The following is a 19718-nucleotide window of genomic DNA, read 5'->3' as shown; positions in this document are numbered from 1 at the left end:
TCGCTTGAAAAATCTTGAAAATTAGAGTAAGGTTTGCAAGCTCCTTATAAATATGATAAAATAATAGAAAATAAAATGAAAAAAGAGGTATGTGAAATGTCACGTAAACCATTTATCGCTGGTAACTGGAAAATGAACAAAAATCCAGAAGAAGCAAAAGCATTCGTTGAAGCCGTTGCCTCAAAACTTCCTTCATCAGACCTTGTTGAAGCTGGTATCGCAGTCCCTGCACTTGACTTGACAACTGTTCTTGCTGCTGCTAAAGGTTCAGACCTTAAAGTTGCTGCTCAAAACTGCTACTTTGAAAATGCAGGTGCTTTCACTGGTGAAACTAGCCCACAAGTTTTGAAAGAAATCGGTACAGACTACGTTGTTATTGGTCACTCAGAACGTCGTGACTACTTCCATGAAACTGACGAAGATATCAACAAAAAAGCAAAAGCAATCTTTGCAAATGGTATGCTTCCAATTATCTGTTGTGGTGAGTCACTTGAAACTTATGAAGCTGGTAAAGCAGCTGAATTCGTAGGCGCTCAAGTATCTGCTGCTTTGGCTGGCTTGACAGCTGAACAAGTTGCTGCATCCGTTATCGCTTATGAGCCAATCTGGGCTATCGGTACTGGTAAATCAGCTTCACAAGACGACGCACAAAAAATGTGTAAAGTTGTTCGTGATGTTGTAGCTGCTGACTTTGGTCAAGAAGTTGCTGACAAAGTTCGTGTTCAATACGGTGGTTCAGTTAAACCTGAAAACGTTGCTTCATACATGGCTTGCCCAGACGTTGACGGTGCCCTTGTTGGTGGCGCGTCACTTGAAGCTGAAAGCTTCTTGGCATTGCTTGATTTTGTAAAATAATCTAGTTTTTTCCAGACAGACAGTCAAAAGTACCAGGTGACTTTGACTGCCTGTCTTGTTTTTACTTGGGGCGTTCTTGTGAAAGAGGAATTTTTCCGACTAGAAAAGTTTCTTAGGGAAGGAAAGGCGTGCAGAAGCGCGCTCTTTTCTGTATCAAAAAGTTATGAAAGGAGGAGTTATGCTCTATATTTGGTCTTATTTGAAAAAATATCCCAAGTGGTTATTCTTGGATTTCTTTGGAGCGGTTTTCTTTGTTATCGTCAATCTTGGATTGCCAACTATTCTGGCTCGGATGATTGATGAAGGTGTGAATAAAGGGAATGAACATCAATTGTATGTTTGGGCTGCAATCATGCTGGTGATTATCCTATGTGGAACCTTGGGGCGTATAGTCTTAGCCTATGCTGCTAGTAAGCTGACGACCAATATGGTTAAGGATATGAGGGATGATCTCTATGCTAAATTACAAGAGTATTCTCATCATGAATATGAAAAGATAGGAGTATCTTCACTGGTTACTCGTATTACCAGTGATGCCTTTGTTCTCATGCAGTTTGCAGAACAGACCTTAAAACTGGGTGTCATCACTCCCATGATGATGCTGTCTAGTATTTTAATGATCTTTTTGACCAGCCCGTCATTAGCTTGGATAGTGGCTTTTGCAGTACCTTTCTTGGCTGTGGTGGTCATTTATGTAGCGGTCAAGACTCGACCATTATCAGAGAAACAGCAGAAAACTTTGGACAAAATCAATCAATACGCTCGTGAAAATCTGATGGGGCTTCGTGTCATTCGTGCCTTTGCTCGTGAGAAGTTTCAAGAGGAACGCTTTGCAGGACAAAATGCGGTCTATGCAGCTAATTCCAATCGTCTGTTTAAACTAACTGGCTTGACAGAACCCTTGTTTGTTCAGATTATTATTGCTATGATTGTAGCCATTGTCTGGTTTGCTCTGGATCCTATCAAACAAGGTTCTCTTCAAATTGGGGACCTGGTAGCCTTTATCGAATATAGTTTCCACGCCCTCTTGTCCTTCCTTTTCTTATCTAGTCTCTTCACCATGTATCCTCGTACAGCTGTTTCGAGTGAACGATTGAAAGAAGTCATGGAGATGCCGATTTCTATTGATCCAAATGAAGGAGGTATCAGAGAGACTGAAACTCACGGCTATTTGGAATTTGAAAATGTTACCTTTGCCTATCCTGGTGAGACGGAAAATCCTGTTTTGCACAATATTTCTTTCAGTGCTAAACCAGGTGAAACCATTGCTTTTATTGGTTCGACCGGATCTGGTAAATCCTCTCTTGTGCAACTGATTCCTCGTTTTTACGATGTTACCCTCGGGAAAATCAAAGTTGATGGTGTCGATGTGAGGGATTATCGCCTTAAGTCTCTCCGTCAAAAGATTGGTTTTATTCCACAGAAGGCTTTACTCTTTACAGGAACCATTGCTGAGAATATTCGCTATGGGAAGGAAGATGCTAGTTCTGCAGACTTAAATCAGGCGGCAGACGTGGCGCAAGCCAAAGATTTTATCGATAGTCGAGACGAAGGATTTGCGACTCATCTAGCTGAAGGCGGAAGCAATCTTTCTGGTGGACAGAAACAGCGTCTTTCAATTGCCAGAGCTGTTATAAAGAATCCTGATATCTATATTTTTGACGATTCCTTCTCAGCCTTGGATTATCGCACAGATGCCATTTTGCGTCGTAGACTGAAGGAAGTCACTCAAAATGCAACAGTCTTAATCGTTGCCCAACGTGTCGGGACCATTATGGATGCGGACCAGATTATCGTTCTTGATAAGGGAGAAATCGTGGGTCGCGGTCGACATGAGGAATTGATGGAGACCAATGACATCTATCGTGAAATAGCTGAGTCGCAGTTGAAAAATGCATCTCTAACAGAAGAATAGGAGGAAATATGAAAACACAATCTAGTTTGGCTCGTTTGTGGAGCTATTTAAAGGCCTACCGTTTTTCTGTCTTCTTTGCAGTCTTTCTAAAAGTTTTGAGTGTGGTCATGAGTGTCTTAGAACCTTTTGTCTTGGGGCTAGCCATTACGGAGTTAACAAAGAATCTCTTAGATATGGCTAATGGACTGGCGGGTGCTAGTATCAATACTGGCTACATCGGAACTGTTTTAATCATTTATCTCTTTAGAGGTCTCTTGTATGAACTTGGTTCTTATTATTCCAACTATTTCATGACCAATGCAGTCCAGTCTATGACTCAGGATCTGCGAAATGAAATGACTGAAAAGATCAATCGTATCCCTGTGTCTTTCTTTGACAAACACCAGTTTGGTGATTTGTTGGGGCGCTTTACCAGTGACGTTGAGACAGTCTCCAACGCTCTTCAACAGTCTTTCCTCCAAATTGTCAATGCCGTTCTGACGATTGTCCTCGTGATGGGAATGGTATTATATTTGAATTTTCAGTTGGCTATAGTGGTGATTCTATCCATTCCAGTGACCTATTTTGGTGCCAGAAGCATCCTGAAACGTTCTCAGCCTTATTTTAAAGAGCAGGCGGCTATTTTAGGACGGATGAATGGCTATGTGCAGGAAAATCTTACAGGTTTTAATGTCTTGAAACTTTATGGTCGTGAGGAAACTTCTCATAAAGAATTTTCTAAGATTACAGACGATCTCCAACGTGTTGGTTTTAAAGCCAGCTTTATCTCTGGACTCATGATGCCAGCCCTTCATGCCGTATCGGATTTGACCTATCTGATCGTTGCAGTTCTTGGTGGTTTGCAGGTTATTGCAGGTCGTTTGACAGTAGGGAATATGCAGGCTTTTGTTCAGTATGTCTGGCAGGTTAGCCAGCCTATCCAAAACATTACACAACTTGCGGGTCAAATGCAAAGTGCCAAGTCTTCGTTAGACCGCATCTTTGACATCTTGGATGAGACTGAGGAAGTAGAGGGAGAAGAACTCAAAATCCTTGAACCCTTAACAGGTCAGGTAACCTTTAAGCAGGTTGATTTCCAGTATGTCGAAAACAAACCATTGATTCGAGACTTTAATCTAGAAGTTCAACCAGGAGAGATGGTAGCGATTGTTGGTCCGACTGGAGCTGGTAAAACGACCTTAATCAATCTGCTTATGCGCTTTTACGATGTCACAGCAGGCGCAATCTTGGTTGACGGGCAGGATATTCGCCAGTTGTCACGTCAAGACTATCGCCGTCAGTTTGGGATGGTCTTGCAGGATGCTTGGCTTTATGAAGGTACGATCAAAGAAAACCTACGTTTTGGAAATCTCGATGCCAGTGACGAGGAAATAATAGAAGCAGCTACAGCAGCAAATGTAGACCACTTTATCCGAACTCTTCCTGGTGGTTACAACATGGAGATGAACCAAGAGTCAAGTAATATTTCCCTCGGACAAAAACAACTCTTGACCATCGCGCGTGCTCTCCTAGCCAATCCTAAAATTCTCATTCTGGATGAAGCGACTTCCTCTGTTGACACCCGTTTGGAACTCTTGATTCAAAAAGCTATGAAACGCTTGATGAAAGGAAGAACCAGCTTTGTCATCGCCCACCGTCTCTCGACCATTCAAGAAGCGGATAAGATTCTCGTTCTTAAAGATGGACAGATTATTGAGCAGGGAAATCATGAAAGCTTGCTCCAAGAAAAAGGCTTCTATTACGACCTTTATCAAAGTCAATTTTCGAGTAAATCCGATCAAGTCAGCTAATAAAATAAGGCTAGATTTTTCTTAAATTATCAGTCTATTTCAACTTTTCTCAGATAGTACATTTTCCTTGCTATTGTTTTCTGGGAGTAGTATACTTGTATTATAGCTACTGTGAAGTGGTTATAAAAAAATGAAAAGAGGTAAGAAATATGGTTGAATTGAAAAAAGAAGCAGTAAAAGACGTAACAACATTATCTAAAGCAGCGCCAGTAGCATTGGCTAAAACAAAGGAAGTATTGAACCAAGCAGTGGCGGACTTGTATGTGGCTCACATCGCCCTTCACCAAGTTCACTGGTATATGCGTGGCCGTGGCTTCCTCGTTTGGCATCCAAAAATGGATGAATACATGGACAGTCTTGATGGCTATCTTGACGAAATTAGCGAACGTTTGATTACCCTTGGTGGCAAACCTTACTCAACTTTGACAGAGTTCCTTCAACACAGTGAAATCGAAGAAGAAGAAGGAGAATTCCGTAACGTTGAAGAAAGCTTGGAACGTGTTCTAGCTATTTATCGCTACCTCATCACTCTTTTCCAAAAAGCTTTGGATGTAACTGACGAAGAAGGCGACGACGTTACAAACGATATCTTTGTTGGGGCTAAGGCTGAACTTGAGAAAACAGTCTGGATGCTTGCGGCAGAACTTGGACAAGCTCCTGGTTTGTAAGATATAGTTGCTACCCCTTTTATCATGAGGTGCTTGATAAGTGCCCATGACCAATATCTTTTAAAAGTCATGTAACTGTAAAAAGTTGCATGATTTTTTTGTCTGCTGGACTTAGGACACATTGTCAAAAGTAGGATTTTACGGTATAATAGTTGCTGTTCGAGAAATTTTGATTTTCAAAAAATAGTGAAATGTTATAAGGAGAACCCATGAACAACTTACCAAATTGTCCAAAATGTAATTCAGAATATGTCTACGAAGACGGAAGTCTCTTGGTCTGCCCAGAGTGTGCCTATGAGTGGAATCCTGCAGAAGTTGCAGAAGTAGAAGAAGGCGTTGTCGCTATCGATGCCAATGGAAATAAATTGGCTGACGGCGATACTGTAACTCTTATCAAGGACTTGAAAGTAAAAGGTGCGCCAAAGGATTTGAAACAAGGAACTCGTGTCAAAAATATCCGTATCGTAGAAGGTGACCACAACATCGACTGTAAGATTGATGGCTTTGGAGCTATGAAACTCAAGTCAGAATTTGTTAAGAAAATCTAGCCATGAAACTGAATTATAAATTTATCTTTTATAGTCGTGTACTTTTGTTCTTAGCGGCATTTACAGGAGTTTATTTGGAGATTACCAAGCACGGTGGTTTTGGTATGCTCCTTTACTACACAGTGTTGTCCAATCTTTTGGTAACGATTTTCACGGGTTATCTGCTCCGTGTGATGAGCCGTTCAGGTGAAAATTGGCAAAGTCCGACCTTGCTTCGTCTCAAGGGTGGTGTTACCATGAGTATCATGATTACCTGTGTGATTTACCATTTTATGCTTGCTCCGATTGCGACAGACTTTTACCGTGTGGAAAATTTCCTTTGCCACTATATCGTTCCACTCTGGTTTTTAGCCGATACCCTCTTCTTCGATAAACAGGGTCAATACAAGATCTGGGATCCAGTCTTGTGGACCATCTTGCCCTTGGTTTATATGATTTTTGCCTTGTTTAACGGCCTGGTCTTAAAACTCAATATTCCGAATTCCAAGGACAATCCCTTCCCATATTTCTTTTTAAATGTGAACAAGGGTTGGGATGTAGTCATCAAATGGTGTTTGATCATTTTTGCGGCTTATATGGTTGCAGGCTTCATCTTCTATCTGATCAAGCAAATCAAGCGAAAATAGTCTTCCTATTAGGAAAGTTAGGACGGAGTCTCTAGTTCAATCGGGCTCCTTCTTTTCTTGCCATCTTCCTTTTAAAAGGATAAACAGTGAGAAATATATAGAAAGAAAATCCATGAAACAATATTTAGAACGGGCTAGTATTTTGGCCCTCTCCCTCGTTTTGATTACCTCCTTTTCCATCTCAAGTGCTCTGCCAGCCATGTTTGACTACTATCAAGGCTACCCCAAAGAACAAATCGAGCTCTTGGTCAGCCTTCCTTCTTTTGGAATTATGATCATGCTGATTTTAAATGGTTTTTTGGAACGTTTGTTTCCTGAGCGTCTTCAAATTAGTTTAGGGCTTCTCATCCTCTCTATCGGGGGAACAGCCCCCTTCTGGTATCAGGATTACAACTTTGTCTTTGCGATGCGGATTTTATTTGGTTTGGGTGTAGGCATGATCAATGCCAAGGCCATTTCCATCATCAGCGAACGCTATCATGGAAAGACACGGATCCAGATGCTGGGTCTTCGCGGATCAGCAGAAGTTGTCGGGGCATCGATTTTGACTCTAGCGGTTGGTCAACTCTTATCCTTGGGATGGACAGTGACCTTCTTGGCCTACAGTGCGGGATTTTTAGTATTGATCCTTTATCTGCTCTTTGTCCCTTATGGGAAAGAAAAGAAAGAAACAAAGAAAAAAGAGGCAGAAACGACTCGTTTGACAGGACAGATGAAGGGCTTGATTTTTCTATTGGCTGTCGAAGCAGCAGTTGTTGTCTGCACCAATACAGCTATCACCATTCGTATCCCTAGTTTGATGGTGGAAAGAGGTCTCGGGGATGCTCAATTATCTAGTTTTGTTCTTAGTGTCATGCAGCTGATTGGGATTGTGGCTGGTGTGAGTTTTTCTGTCTTGATTTCTCTCTTTAAAGAAAGATTGCTCCTTTGGTCAGGCATCGCCTTTGGATTGGGGCAGATTGTGATTGCCTTGTCTCCGTCATTGGGTGTGATGGTAGTTGGAAGTATTGTGGCAGGTTTTTCTTATAGTGTGGCCTTGACCACTGTCTTTCAGCTTCTTTCTGAAAGAATCCCAGCGAAGCTCCTTAATCAGGCAACCTCTTTTGCAGTTCTAGGATGTAGCTTTGGTGCCTTTACCACACCTTTCGTCCTGGGAGCTGTCGGTATGGTCACTCAAAATGGGATGCTGGTCTTCACCATTCTAGGATGCTGGTTGATTGTCACTTCTATTTTTGTTATGTACGCACTTCAAAAGAAAGCTTAGGATTGATTTCCTAAGTTTTTCTTTTTGGTTTTTGTCCCCAGACAATTATTGTTTTTTAAACTTGTTTGTACTATTATTTCCTGATAAAATAGACACATGACAAGATATAAAGCAATCATTTCCTATGATGGTTACGCTTTTGCTGGCTTTCAGCGCCAGCCCCATACGCGGAGCGTTCAGGAGGAAATCGAAAAAACGTTAACGAGACTCAATAAGGGGCAAGCCATCACTGTTCACGGTGCTGGTAGGACGGATAGTGGGGTCCATGCTCTAGGACAGGTCATTCATTTTGATCTGCCCTATCAGATGGATGAGGAAAAACTCCGTTTTGCTCTGGATACCCAGTCTCCTGAAGATATCGATGTGATTTCGATTGAGGTTGTGGCAGATGATTTTCATTGCCGTTATGCTAAGCATAGCAAGACCTATGAGTTTATCGTGGATAGGGGGCGTCCCAAAAATCCTATGCGTCGTCACTATGCCACTCACTTTCCTTATCCACTCGATGTGGAACGGATGCAGGCGGCCATCAAAAAGCTAGAGGGAACCCATGATTTCACCGGTTTTACAGCATCTGGTACCAGTGTAGAGGACAAGGTTCGCACCATCACAGAAGCAAGTCTAACAATCGATGAGACAGGGCAGTTTTTGATCTTTACCTTTTCAGGAAATGGTTTCTTGTATAAGCAGATTCGCAATATGGTGGGGACGCTGCTCAAAATTGGAAATAATCGAATGCCAGTTGAGCAGATTGACTCGATTTTGGAGAAGAAGGACAGGCAGCTTGCAGGTCCCACGGCTGCACCGAATGGCTTGTATTTAAAGGAGATTCGTTATGAAGAATAATCGTATTTTGGCACTTTCTGGAAATGATATTTTTAGTGGTGGTGGTTTGTCAGCTGATCTTGCCACCTATACCTTAAATGGTTTGCATGGCTTTGTAGCAGTGACTTGTTTGACGGCCTTGACCGAAAAGGGCTTTGAGGTCTTCCCTACGGATGATACTATTTTCCAACATGAGTTGAATAGCTTGCGTGATGTGGAGTTTGCAGGGATTAAGATTGGCCTTCTACCAACTGTCAGTGTGGCTGAGAAGGCATTGGACTTTATCAAGCAACGTCCAGGAGTGCTTGTGGTATTGGACCCCGTCTTGGTCTGCAAGGAAACGCACGATGTGGCTGTTAGTGAACTCTGTCAAGAGTTGATTCGCTTTTTCCCTCATGTCAGTGTGATTACGCCAAATCTTCCTGAAGCAGAATTATTAGCTGGTCAGGAGATTAAAACCTTGGAAGATATGAAGGCTGCAGCGCAGAAATTGCATGAATTAGGAGCGCCGGCGATCATTATCAAGGGAGGTAATCGCCTTAGTCAGGACAAGGCTGTGGATGTCTTTTATGATGGGCAAACCTTCACTGTCCTAGAAAATCCCGTTATCCAAGGCCAAAATGCTGGTGCAGGTTGTACCTTTGCCTCAAGCATTGCCAGTCACTTGGTTAAAGGGGATGAACTTTTACCAGCAGTAGAGAGTTCTAAAGCTTTCGTTTACCGTGCTATTGCACAAGCAGATCAATATGGAGTAAGACAATATGAAGCAAACCAAAACAACTAAAATCGCCCTAGTATCTCTTTTGACAGCCCTTTCTGTGGTTCTAGGTTATTTCTTAAAAATCCCAACACCAACAGGCATTCTAACTCTCTTAGATGCGGGTGTCTTCTTTGCAGCCTTCTACTTTGGTAGTCGTGAAGGGGCTGTCGTTGGAGGACTAGCAGGTTTCTTGATTGACCTCTTATCAGGCTATCCACAGTGGATGTTCTTTAGCTTGGTAAACCATGGCTTGCAGGGATTTTTCGCAGGATTTAAAGGGAAATCTCAGTGGCTAGGCCTTATCTTAGCTACTATTGCGATGGTAGGAGGCTACGCCTTGGGTTCAACTTTGATGAATGGCTGGGCGGCAGCCCTACCAGAAATCCTACCAAACTTCCTGCAAAATATCGTGGGAATGGTTGTAGGGTTTGTGCTTAGTCAGAGTATTAAGAAAATTAAGTAAAGCGGCTGGAGAAAAGTTCTAAAAATCAGAAAAACGCATAATATCAGTTGTTGAAAAACCTTGATATTATGCGTTTTATTGTGGGAAGATTTTCAAAGAATATTAATCAAAATAAAGCAAATCTTTGCTGGTGCTTGTAAAGAGGTCAAAGCCATCCTTGGTTACGACACCACAGTCTTCGATACGAACGCCGACTTTACCAGGGATATAGATACCTGGTTCAACAGAGAAGCACATGCCTTCTTCGATGACCATGTCGTTTCCTTCCATGATAGATGGGAATTCGTGGACATCCATACCGATACCGTGACCGAGACGGTGGTTGAAGTACTCACCGTAACCAGCTTTTTCGATGACTTCACGGGCAGCACGGTCTACTTCATGAGCAGTCACACCAGGTTTGATAAAGTCAAGAGCAGCTTGTTGTGCTTCAAGGGTCAAGTTGTAAATATCTTTCTTGAATTGGTCTGGTTTGCCGACAGCGACTGTACGAGTCATATCTGATGCATAGCCATTGACCATAACACCCAGGTCAAAGAGGAGAAGGGCGTCTTTTTCGACCTTGTTTGCCCCAGGAATTCCGTGTGGATTTGCAGCATTATCGCCAGTCAAGACCATGGTATCAAAACTCATTTCATAGCCTTCACGCTTTAAGGCGAAGTCGATTTGGGCAATGATATCTGTCTCGGTTTTATTAAGAGAAATATTGTCAAAACCAACTTTTACAGCTTTATCAGCATAGAGACCTGCAACCATCATTTTTTGGACTTCATCAGCTGATTTGATGAGGCGCATGCGTTGGATACGAGGAGTGAGATTTTCAAACTCAGCAGTTTCAAAGACCGTTTTCAAACCATGGTATTTGGTTAAGATGAGATTGTCAAACTCAACAGCAACACGTTTGAAGTCGTGCTGAGGCAAAGCGTTTTTGATTTTTTGCCAAGGATTTTCAGAATCCACATAGCCCACTACTGGGAAGGAAACAGTGCTGGTTGCACGCTCTACTTCAAGGGCTGGAACAAAGAGGAGAGGCTCCTGATCCGCTAGGACAAAGAGAAACATTTGGCGTTCATGGGGATCACTGTAAAAGCCAGTGAGATAATTGATAGTGACGGGGTCAGATACGACAGCGACGTCTAGTTTTTCTGATTCAAGATATGTTAGGATTTGTTGTAATTTAGACATATGCTACCTTCTTTCTACCCCTCTATTTTGGCAAAAAAAGAGAGAAAATGCAAGGGAGAAGGGTAAAAGAACAGGCAAAAAGAACTCCGACAAGATAGGGGAGTTCTTTGATATAGTTTTTCTTAGTTTAAGAAAAGTCAGCCTTGCTTTTCACGTCGCTGTATTCTTCAGCGATTTCTTGGCTGAGAATTTCCTCATAGGCAGGGAGTTGAATATCCTGACCGTATTTCTTCTTGAGGGCAGTAGTGACTAGGCGATAGGCCAGATTAGCATTACGAGAGAGGATAGGTCCGTGGAAGTAGGAACCAAAGACATTCTTATAATGAACCCCTTCGCCGACTTTTTCTTCGTTATTTCCATTTCCATAGACAACCTGTCCCAGTGGTTTTTGGTCATCAGAGAGGAAGGTACGGCCCTGGTGATTTTCAAATCCATAGTAGGTTTCATTGAAATCTTCATTGTGAATCTTGATGTCACCGATAAAGCGGTTATTGGTCTGGTTGAGGGTATAGTGGCCCATAACACCGAGCCCTTCGATGCGTTTGCCTGAAGCCTCCACATAATATTGCCCCAATAATTGGAAACCACCGCAGATGGCTAGAACCACACCATCATTTTGGATGTAGTTGTCAATGCTCTCTTTTTTAGCAGGAAGGTCTCCAGCGATAATACTTTGTTCAAAGTCTTGACCACCACCGAAAAAGGCGATATCATAGTGGTTTTCATCAAAGTCATCATGGAGAGAAACGATGTCAACCGTCACATGTGCCCCCAGTTTTTCAGCCACATACTTGAGCATGAGAATGTTTCCGTTGTCCCCATAGGTATTCATGAGGTTTCCGTAAAGGTGGGCGATATTGAGCTGATAAGGGTAGTTGCCAGCTTTTGAGGAAAGTGAAGTATAAACCATTAGTTCATCTCCTTTCTAACAATCTGACGACTAGCCAGTAGTTCGCGGAATTCAAGCATGGCAGTATAGGTTGCTAGGATATAAGCATGCTTGCAGTCTTGGTTCTCAATGGTCTTGAGAACTTGTTCCAGATTACTTGTCTCAGTGATTTTCTCAGCTGGATAGCCTGTCACTCGAAGACGGCGTGCGATTTCAGAATGACGGACACCACCAGCGTTGATTTCAGGAATGTCCATGTCAGTGATTTGTTCAAAGTCCGCATCCCAGATCCAGCTAGTGTCAATCCCATCAGCATAGTTGGCGTTGAGAAGGACAGAAAGGCTAAATGGATAAGGTGCTAGTTTGATCATCTCGATAGCTTGAGTTGCACCGACAGGATTCTTAATCAAGACAAGGGTACATTCCTTGTCACCGATATGGAAGGTTTCCTGACGACCAAAGACAGCGCGACTCTTGTCAAATCCCTGCTTGATCCGTTGCGAATCTGCACCGAGGAATCGAGCAATGGCAACCGCAGCAAGGGCATTGTAGATGTTGTAAAGTCCGCCGATTTGGATGCCGTATTCTTGGCCGTCGATAACAAAGCGAGAACGATTGTTGGTCAACTCAACCAAGTTGGTCAGACGGTAGTCCAAGTCAGGTCGTTTACAGCCACAATTTTCACAGATATAGGCTCCCAAGTTGGCATAGGTATTGAGTTCATATTTCAGAATACTTTGACAGTCAGGGCAGAGGATTCCTTCGGTATTGTAGTGAGCCAGTTTGGCTGGCCCTTTTTCCAAGTCAAAACCAAAATACTGAACTGGATTTGGAATAGCTGGCTTGTAGAAAAGGGGGCTGTCACCATTGAGGAGAACAGTAGCAGTAGGAACTTTTCGAATAGCATCCAAAATCATGTTATAAGTTGTGTAAATCTCACCGTAGCGGTCCATCTGGTCACGGAAGATATTAGTGATGACAAAAAGACTAGGCTGGATATAGTCACAGATACGAGAAAGACTGGCTTCGTCGATTTCGAGGACGGCAATGTTTTTCCCAGTTTTAGAAGATTTGGCTGTTAGGAAGGTTGTTGCAATCCCTGTAATCATGTTGGCACCGCTCGGATTGGTCAGAACTTGACCATAAACCTCTTTTAAAATGCCGACAGTGAGGGCAGTTGTCAGGGTTTTCCCGTTGGTTCCAGTGACCACGACAATCTCGTAGTTCTTAGCTAGGTTTTGCAAAATATCTTTATCAAATTGAAGGGCGAGTTTTCCAGGTAGCGTACTTCCACGGCCAAGATGGCTCAAAATAAAGTGAGATGAACGCCCGGCTAGGAGGCCCAAAGTAGTTTTTAATTTCATGTTTCTATTATATCATACTGCGCCCAGCAGTCCAATAACTAAAGTAACCTCTAAGATCAACTAAAGAAGTAACCTTAGAAGTGCTTTTTAGGTTCTGATTAAACCAAACCAATCAAATACAATATCTTTGGATTTGATAACTTTGGCAACTTTAAGAAATAAATCTTTCTTACTCTGAACATAAGAAAGGAGAGGACATCGATTATCCCCTACAGGTTTTAAAATTTCATTAATCCATTATAACTGACAAAGATACCTAACTTTTGGGATTTAGATCATTTTTTGGAAAGTCTCTTTTATAATAAATTACGAATTTTTTCTTTTATAAATGCGTTAAGAGGATAGTGTTTATCAAGATATTCTAGGAGTGCCTGAGCAGATTCAGAAATTCGTTCGTAACCTTGCAAGAAGTGAGGCAATTGTTTGGCCTCATTTGGATAACCTTTTTCAAATCTTCTGTTGCTGTTAAAAATATCTATAAAATCAGATTTAGAAGTTTTTTCCAAATTGATTAGTTCGGTCCAAAGCTTGACGGATCTGTTTTGGATGAAATCATAAGCAGCCAATTTTTCGCCTCGTTGATAGCGACCTAGTCCTATATATAGATTGCATAAAATTTCTCCCAACAGCCATTCACGGTCTCTATTTTCTTTTGATGGCAATCTTTGTGGCTGGCAGATTGTTCCATCAAAACCGACCTCCTTCCAGATAATCTTGCCTTCAGCGAAGGGAATGTTTACTAGTTCATGAGCTTCAAAGACAGCAAATTCACAAAAAACATCATCTTCAAATAGAACTTTATGTCCGTCCACTGTATTTTGGTAGTGAAATGCAATTGGTTCTAGATTACTTAACCAAGTTAGATCCTGTATATAGGCCTGCTTGTAGCCATCTTTTACAATAACAAAAAAATCCAAATCTGAGTATTGATCCAATCGGTCTCTTTCTACTCCGCAAGAACCAAGTGCCAGCAAAGCTAGTGCTTGTCTAGAATCTTTTAGAGACTGACCAATATCATCTAGTCTTTGTAACAGTAATTCTGTTTTATTCATAATCGTTACCTCATTATTTCTTGTTTACAGACATTATATAGTTAATGTTTTCGAAAGTCAATTTCATCCCATACCAAATATATACTAATGTAATATGGGATTTCTTTCGATATTTTTTACAATGATAAAGTTTAAACATTTTGCAGGGTATTGCTCATATTATCAAGAATGAAGAAATTTGAAGTATCCTTTGATTGATTAGAAAGTGATTCTTATCTTTAAAAAGATTAAATAATTTGGAAAATATTTAAGAAGAAAAAATATATCGACTTAACCATCAATTTGCAAACGGTAAAACCTTTCCACAAACGATGAAAATACACATACGACTCGTGCAAAGAGTGGATAATTTACTAATTAGGCATGAAACAATCATTGCAAAATATACTTTTTAAATTACCCATAAAACGATGAGCTGAAGCGAGTTATTCAAAGTCATATGTATTGCTGATATTTGAAAGAGTGACCTGAGACTCAATATATAATTAGGACTGCTAAGTAAAGTTTGGACATTATATCATAAAAGAGGGAAAAGATAGATTTGAGATTTCGCAGAAACAAAAACAGCCCGATGAGGGCTGTGAGATACCAAGAAGTCTCAACTTAAATCGCAAACAAGTCATTCAAGTTCTCAGCCAAGGTTGGGTGAGTGAAGATTTGTTTTGTGAAGTAAGTGTAAGGAATCTTGTTGTCCATCGCAACAGTGATGATGTTGATGATTTCTTGAGAACCTTCTGAGAAGATAGTTGCACCAATAATTTCTTTTGTTTCAGTGTTGACAACAGCTTTGAAAGCTCCGCGAAGGTCGCCATTTACGTGACCACGAGGCATGGCAGCAACAGGGATTTCCTTAACAGCGTATGGAAGTTTCAAATCAGCTGCTTGGCTCTCAGTCAAACCAACTTGTGAAAGTGCAGGTGTGATGAACATGGTATTTGGCACATTGAGACGGTCTTGAAGAGTGTAGCTGCCATCTTCAACAAGGTAGCTGTAGACAACGCGGAAGTCATCAAGTGAAATGTAGGTAAATTGAGGTCCACCGTTGACATCTCCAACTGCAAAGACACCAGAAACGTTTGTTTGACAATGTTTGTCTACTTTGATAGCACCACGCTCAGTTAGTTCAATATCCGTATTTTCAAGTTGAAGTGGTTCGACATTTGGTTTACGTCCAGTTGCGTAGAGAAGGGCATCGAAACGGTAAGTTTCGTTTTCAGTTACGACGAGAACTTGGTCACCGTCGTTTTTGATTTCAGTAGTACGGATGTTTTGAAGCAATTCAATGCCGTCTTCTTCCATGTATTGTTTAGCAAGAGCTGCGATGGAAGGTTCTGCTCGAGGTAGGAAAGTATCCAAGGCATCTAGGACTGTAACTTTGCTTCCAAGTTTGTTGTAAAGGCCAGCAAATTCAAGACCGATATTTCCACCACCAAGGACACCAAGTTTTTTAGGCAATTTGTCCAAGTTTTGAATACCAGTCGAGTCAAAGACATTCTTACTTGTAGCAAGTCCAGGGATTGGCAAGATGTTTGAAACAGCACCAGTGTTGATAACGATAGTTTCAGCAGTCAATTCTTGTTTTTCATCACCAGCTTGGATTTCGATGACTTTGTTTGAAAGGAAGTGAGCTTCCGCATCAAAGATATCCACACCTGTACTCGCAACAGTAGCATAGTTTTTACCATTGAGGCGGCTAGTGATAGTATTTTTGGTAGCAATCACTTCTTCAAAAGACAAGTCTTTCTCAGCAGCAACTAGCAAGGTTTTAGTTGGGATACATCCGATGTTGATACAAGTTCCGCCGTACATAGCTTTGCTACGTTCAACGAGGGCAACTTTTTTGCCGGCTGAAGCTAATTTACCAGCTAGTGTTTTCCCAGCTTTACCAAATCCAATAACGATTAAATCATATGTTAACATTTATAGTCCTCCTATTCGATTTTCATTCTAGCATAAGAAAACACTTTTTGCACAAATCTGCTACGGGAAATGATTTCCGGTCAAAAGGTCTATCAAAAACTTTTATAATTCTAGTTCAATAGATAATAAATCGTTTACATGATTTTCCTAATGGATTCTACTATCTTTTGCCTCACTCTTGTGTTATACTAGATAGGTTGCAAAGAACTAGTACTTTTCTTTCGTGGAAAAGAAGCAACACGGTATCTCATTTTTAGATGAAGATACGTCATGAAAAGAAAAGTATATACTACGCGCTATAGGATGGCTTCGCACCATCTTTAGAAAGAAGAATAACGTGAAATTTAATGAATTTAACTTGTCTGCTGAATTGCTAGCAGAGATTGAAAAAGCTGGATTTGTAGAAGCCAGTCCCATCCAAGAACAGACTATTCCATTGGCTCTCAAAGGAAAAGACGTTATCGGTCAAGCTCAGACTGGTACAGGGAAGACTGCAGCCTTTGGCTTGCCAACCCTTGAAAAAATCCGTACAGAAGAAGCGACCATCCAAGCCTTGGTTATCGCTCCAACTCGTGAGCTCGCCGTCCAAAGTCAAGAGGAACTCTTCCGATTTGGCCGTAGCAAGGGAGTGAAAGTTCGCTCAGTATACGGTGGTTCCAGCATTGAAAAACAAATCAAAGCTCTTAAATCTGGTGCCCATATCGTGGTAGGAACACCAGGCCGTCTCTTGGACTTGATTAAACGCAAGGCCTTGAAATTACAAGATATTGAAACGCTTATCCTTGACGAAGCGGATGAAATGCTCAACATGGGCTTCCTTGAAGACATCGAAGCCATCATTTCACGTGTCCCTGAAAATCGTCAAACCTTGCTCTTTTCAGCAACCATGCCAGATGCTATCAAACGTATCGGTGTCCAGTTTATGAAAGACCCTGAACATGTCAAGATTGCTGCTAAGGAATTGACAACAGAATTGGTTGACCAGTACTATATCCGTGTTAAGGAACAAGAAAAATTTGATACTATGACCCGTCTTATGGATGTTGAACAACCAGAACTTGCTATCGTATTTGGCCGTACCAAACGCCGTGTGGATGAATTGACTCGTGGACTTAAAATCCGTGGCTTCCGTGCAGAGGGAATTCATGGTGACCTAGATCAAAATAAACGTCTTCGTGTCCTTCGTGACTTTAAAAATGGCAATCTAGATGTTCTGGTTGCGACGGACGTGGCAGCGCGTGGTTTGGATATTTCAGGTGTGACCCATGTCTACAACTACGATATTCCACAAGATCCTGAAAGTTACGTTCACCGTATCGGCCGTACAGGTCGTGCTGGTAAGTCAGGACAGTCTATTACTTTTGTATCTCCAAACGAAATGGGCTATCTCCAAATCATCGAAAACTTGACTAAGAAACGCATGAAAGGCTTGAAACCAGCGACAGCAGAAGAAGCCTTCCAAGCTAAGAAACAAGTAGCTCTCAAGAAAATCGAACGTGATTTTGCAGACGAAACTATTCGTGGAAACTTTGAGAAATTTACTAAAGATGCTCGTAAGTTAGCTGCAGAATTTAGTCCAGAAGAATTGGCTATGTATATCTTGAGTCTGACAGTCCAAGATCCAGACAGCCTTCCAGAAGTGGAGATTGCGCGTGAAAAACCACTACCATTTAAACCATCAGGTAATGGCTTCGGTGGCAAAACTAAGGGAGGTCGTGGAGGCCGTCGTGGGGACGACCGTCGAGACCGTGATCGCCGTGGCAATGGTCGTCGTGATGAGTTCAAGAAAGGCAGTCGTGGGAACGATCGTTTTGATAAAGACAGACGTTACCGTAATAAAGACAATAAAAAACCTCGCAACACTTCAAGTGAAAAGAAAACAGGCTTTGTTATTCGTAACAAGGGAGACAAATAGGAAAAAGCGATTCACAGTGTGAATCGCTTTTATATATAAGGAGACCGATAGTAAAAGAAGATGTATAAAAGTAAAGGAAAGGTGAGATGGGAAGGGGAACTTTAATCCATCTTCTTATAATATTATTATATAAACATCAAAACGGAATGTCAATAAAAAATTGCTATTTTTATAAAATATTTTTGCTTTTAAAAATTGCAATTCAATAAGCAATTTTCAGATAATTATTGAAATAAAGACTTTTCTATGTTATAATGGAAGCGATTATATGCGAGGTAAAAAATGGCACATTTATTAGAAAAAACAAGAAAAATTACATCAATTTTAAAACGCTCAGAAGAGCAAATGCAGGATGAACTTCCATACAATGCCATTACACGTCAACTAGCAGACATTATTGATTGCAATGCCTGCATTGTCAATAGCAAGGGACGACTTTTGGGCTATTTTATGCGCTATAAAACCAATACAGATCGCGTAGAGCAGTTTTTCCAAACCAAGACGTTCCCAGATGACTATGTACAAGGGGCAAACATGATCTACGATACGGAAGCCAATCTTCCTATTGAACATGATTTGACCATTTTTCCTGTAGAGAGCCGTGCGGATTTTCCAGATGGTTTGACAACCATTGCTCCCATTCATGTATCAGGGATTCGCCTAGGTTCCTTGATTATTTGGCGCAATGATAAGAAATTTGAAGATGAGGATTTGATTCTTGTTGAGATTGCGAGCACAGTGGTAGGGATTCAACTCTTGAACTTCCAACGTGAAGAAGATGAGAAAAATATCCGTCGCCGTACTGCTGTAACCATGGCAGTCAATACCCTCTCCTACTCAGAACTTCGTGCTGTTTCAGCTATTTTATCTGAGCTAAATGGAAATGAAGGACAATTGACTGCATCTGTCATTGCAGACCGTATCGGTATCACGCGCTCAGTGATCGTCAATGCTCTCCGTAAGCTAGAGTCGGCAGGAATTATTGAAAGCCGTTCACTAGGAATGAAGGGAACCTATCTCAAAGTATTGATTTCAGATATCTTTGAGGAAGTGAAAAAGAGGGACTACTAATGGCAAAGGCTTTAATCTCAATTGACTATACAGAGGATTTTGTAGCAGATCAGGGAAAATTGACAGCAGGTGCTCCTGCTCAAGCTATTTCTGAGGCGATTGCTCAGGTGACTAGACTGGCTTTTGATCGTGGAGACTATGTTTTCTTCACCATTGATGCTCATGAGGAAGGGGATGATTTTCATCCTGAGAGTAAACTTTTCCCACCTCACAACATCATTGGAACTAGTGGTCGCAACTTGTATGGAAAACTAGCGGATTTTTACCAAGCCCATGCTTCTGATAGTCGTGTCTTTTGGATGGACAAGCGTCACTATTCAGCATTTTCAGGAACGGATTTAGATATTCGCTTGCGAGAACGTCGAGTTGATACAGTCATCTTAACTGGTGTTTTGACAGATATTTGTGTTCTCCATACGGCTATTGATGCTTATAATTTAGGTTATCAAATCGAGGTTGTCAAGCCTGCGGTTGCCTCCATCTGGCCAGAAAATCATCAGTTTGCTCTAGGACATTTTAAGAATACTCTGGGAGCCAAATTATTGGATGAAAATCTTGATGAAATTAAAGAATGATTCCCTTGGAAAAATGAAAAAAATCTGAAAAAA

Annotated in this window: 18 protein-coding genes; 13 read left to right on the top strand and 5 right to left on the bottom strand. The window is 41.4% G+C overall.

Features of this window, described 5'->3' with window-relative positions:
- Positions 1 to 96 precede the first annotated feature (96 nt).
- The 10 genes from tpiA to D8803_RS02760 all read left to right on the top strand — a co-directional run bounded on the left by tpiA (position 97) and on the right by D8803_RS02760 (position 9714).
- Positions 97 to 855 (top strand): triose-phosphate isomerase, encoded by a 759-nt coding sequence (gene tpiA, locus D8803_RS02805; protein WP_131200173.1) that lies wholly within the window; start codon positions 97 to 99, stop codon positions 853 to 855.
- 178 nt (positions 856 to 1033) lie between these two features.
- A complete protein-coding gene (locus D8803_RS02800; protein WP_131200172.1) occupies positions 1034 to 2770 on the top strand; it encodes an ABC transporter ATP-binding protein in 1737 nt (578 codons plus the stop codon).
- An 8-nt stretch (positions 2771 to 2778) separates the two neighbouring features.
- Positions 2779 to 4560: an ABC transporter ATP-binding protein gene (locus D8803_RS02795; RefSeq protein WP_131200171.1), complete on the top strand. Its 1782-nt coding sequence runs from the start codon at positions 2779 to 2781 to the stop codon at positions 4558 to 4560.
- Between the two features lie 149 nt (positions 4561 to 4709).
- On the top strand, positions 4710 to 5228 hold the full coding sequence (locus tag D8803_RS02790; RefSeq protein WP_061417343.1) for a Dps family protein: 519 nt from the start codon (positions 4710 to 4712) through the stop codon (positions 5226 to 5228).
- Positions 5229 to 5437: 209 nt separating this feature from the next.
- On the top strand, positions 5438 to 5776 hold the full coding sequence (locus D8803_RS02785) for a zinc ribbon domain-containing protein YjdM (protein WP_001061600.1): 339 nt from the start codon (positions 5438 to 5440) through the stop codon (positions 5774 to 5776).
- Between the two features lie 2 nt (positions 5777 to 5778).
- Entirely contained in the window at positions 5779 to 6402 is a 624-nt protein-coding gene (locus D8803_RS02780) for a Pr6Pr family membrane protein (protein ID WP_000775202.1), read from the top strand.
- 112 nt (positions 6403 to 6514) lie between these two features.
- Positions 6515 to 7666 carry an MFS transporter gene (locus tag D8803_RS02775; RefSeq protein WP_131200170.1) on the top strand — a complete coding sequence of 384 codons (1152 nt, stop codon included), beginning with the start codon at positions 6515 to 6517 and terminating at the stop codon, positions 7664 to 7666.
- A gap of 96 nt (positions 7667 to 7762) precedes the next feature.
- Positions 7763 to 8512 carry a tRNA pseudouridine(38-40) synthase TruA gene (truA, locus tag D8803_RS02770; RefSeq protein WP_131200169.1) on the top strand — a complete coding sequence of 250 codons (750 nt, stop codon included), beginning with the start codon at positions 7763 to 7765 and terminating at the stop codon, positions 8510 to 8512.
- Positions 8502 to 9275: a bifunctional hydroxymethylpyrimidine kinase/phosphomethylpyrimidine kinase gene (locus D8803_RS02765; protein WP_131200168.1), complete on the top strand. Its 774-nt coding sequence runs from the start codon at positions 8502 to 8504 to the stop codon at positions 9273 to 9275. The genes truA and D8803_RS02765 overlap by 11 nt, the downstream gene beginning before the upstream one ends.
- Positions 9253 to 9714: an ECF transporter S component gene (locus tag D8803_RS02760; protein ID WP_000814969.1), complete on the top strand. Its 462-nt coding sequence runs from the start codon at positions 9253 to 9255 to the stop codon at positions 9712 to 9714. Before D8803_RS02765 ends, D8803_RS02760 begins: the two co-directional genes overlap by 23 nt.
- Before the next feature lie 102 nt (positions 9715 to 9816).
- On the opposite strand, the gene D8803_RS02750 is transcribed toward D8803_RS02760, so the two are convergent.
- From D8803_RS02750 to D8803_RS02730, 5 genes are all read right to left on the bottom strand, one after another.
- Positions 9817 to 10899 carry a M24 family metallopeptidase gene (locus tag D8803_RS02750; protein WP_061417330.1) on the bottom strand — a complete coding sequence of 361 codons (1083 nt, stop codon included), beginning with the start codon at positions 10897 to 10899 and terminating at the stop codon, positions 9817 to 9819.
- A 127-nt stretch (positions 10900 to 11026) separates the two neighbouring features.
- Entirely contained in the window at positions 11027 to 11809 is a 783-nt protein-coding gene (gatD, locus tag D8803_RS02745) for a lipid II isoglutaminyl synthase subunit GatD (protein ID WP_061417328.1), read from the bottom strand.
- Complete coding sequence (murT, locus tag D8803_RS02740) at positions 11809 to 13152, bottom strand: lipid II isoglutaminyl synthase subunit MurT (RefSeq protein WP_061417326.1); 1344 nt, start codon at positions 13150 to 13152, stop codon at positions 11809 to 11811. Before murT ends, gatD begins: the two co-directional genes overlap by 1 nt.
- Positions 13153 to 13448: 296 nt before the next feature.
- The gene (locus D8803_RS02735) at positions 13449 to 14204 is read right to left on the bottom strand and encodes a hypothetical protein (RefSeq protein WP_038804909.1); all 756 of its coding nucleotides are present in this window, start codon (positions 14202 to 14204) and stop codon (positions 13449 to 13451) included.
- Positions 14205 to 14807: 603 nt separating this feature from the next.
- The gene (locus tag D8803_RS02730; protein WP_131200167.1) at positions 14808 to 16124 is read right to left on the bottom strand and encodes an FAD-containing oxidoreductase; all 1317 of its coding nucleotides are present in this window, start codon (positions 16122 to 16124) and stop codon (positions 14808 to 14810) included.
- Between the two features lie 337 nt (positions 16125 to 16461).
- Between D8803_RS02730 and D8803_RS02725 the strand changes: the two genes are divergently transcribed.
- From D8803_RS02725 to D8803_RS02715, 3 genes are all read left to right on the top strand, one after another.
- Positions 16462 to 18039: a DEAD/DEAH box helicase gene (locus D8803_RS02725; protein WP_131200166.1), complete on the top strand. Its 1578-nt coding sequence runs from the start codon at positions 16462 to 16464 to the stop codon at positions 18037 to 18039.
- A gap of 282 nt (positions 18040 to 18321) precedes the next feature.
- Positions 18322 to 19110: a GTP-sensing pleiotropic transcriptional regulator CodY gene (codY, locus tag D8803_RS02720; protein ID WP_004243007.1), complete on the top strand. Its 789-nt coding sequence runs from the start codon at positions 18322 to 18324 to the stop codon at positions 19108 to 19110.
- Entirely contained in the window at positions 19110 to 19685 is a 576-nt protein-coding gene (locus D8803_RS02715) for a cysteine hydrolase family protein (protein ID WP_131200165.1), read from the top strand. Before codY ends, D8803_RS02715 begins: the two co-directional genes overlap by 1 nt.
- Positions 19686 to 19718 lie beyond the last annotated feature (33 nt).

The sequence above is a fragment of the Streptococcus oralis genome (assembly GCF_003943385.1).
Lineage (GTDB): Bacteria > Bacillota > Bacilli > Lactobacillales > Streptococcaceae > Streptococcus > Streptococcus oralis_CA.
Note: the sequence above shows the minus strand (reverse complement) of the source record. Positions and strands in the feature narration are given on the sequence as shown.